This is a genomic window from Bradyrhizobium sp. NBAIM14, from assembly GCF_020193895.1.
Lineage (GTDB): Bacteria > Pseudomonadota > Alphaproteobacteria > Rhizobiales > Xanthobacteraceae > Bradyrhizobium > Bradyrhizobium yuanmingense.
This window is the reverse complement of the sequence record NZ_JADYVQ010000120.1, coordinates 1-372: the sequence shown is the minus strand read 5'-3', so window position 1 is coordinate 372 and position 372 is coordinate 1. Positions and strand designations below refer to the sequence as shown.

Below are 372 nucleotides of genomic sequence, written 5' to 3'. Positions count from 1 at the left end.
TGGACGCGGGGTCTTCTGATCCGCCGCAACATCGCCGACGGCAGCTTGGCCTTCTTCTCCACATGGTGCCCCAAAGGCACGTCCATGCAGAAGCTGGTGTCGGTGGAAGGCCATCGCTGGGCCATCGCCTGTCCCGAAATCATCGAGCGCAATACGGACGCCGGCTTGACGAAGTTCGTCAATCACGGTCTTCGCAGCCCCGTTTCTTTCCACGAACGCGCTCTCTGTAATTTCAATCTCCAGGTGGCGCGGACTAAAGCCGGTCTGCTCTAGGAGCGATATAATGCGCTCTCCAAGCGCGGAATCCCGCAACTGAACAGGCGAAATGTTGAAGGCAAGCGAAAACGTCTTTGGCCACGCAGTGGCATCAAG

General features: G+C 58.1%; 2 pseudogenes. One reads left to right on the top strand and one right to left on the bottom strand.

The features are described from left to right. Positions 1-126 (top strand): annotated as a pseudogene (locus tag I6F28_RS37295) (IS701 family transposase); the annotation flags it as partial. A gap of 51 nt (positions 127-177) precedes the next feature. On the opposite strand, the pseudogene I6F28_RS37420 reads toward I6F28_RS37295, so the two are convergent. Next, positions 178-312, bottom strand: a pseudogene (locus I6F28_RS37420) (hypothetical protein); the annotation flags it as partial. Between the last annotated feature and the right edge of the window lie 60 nt (positions 313-372).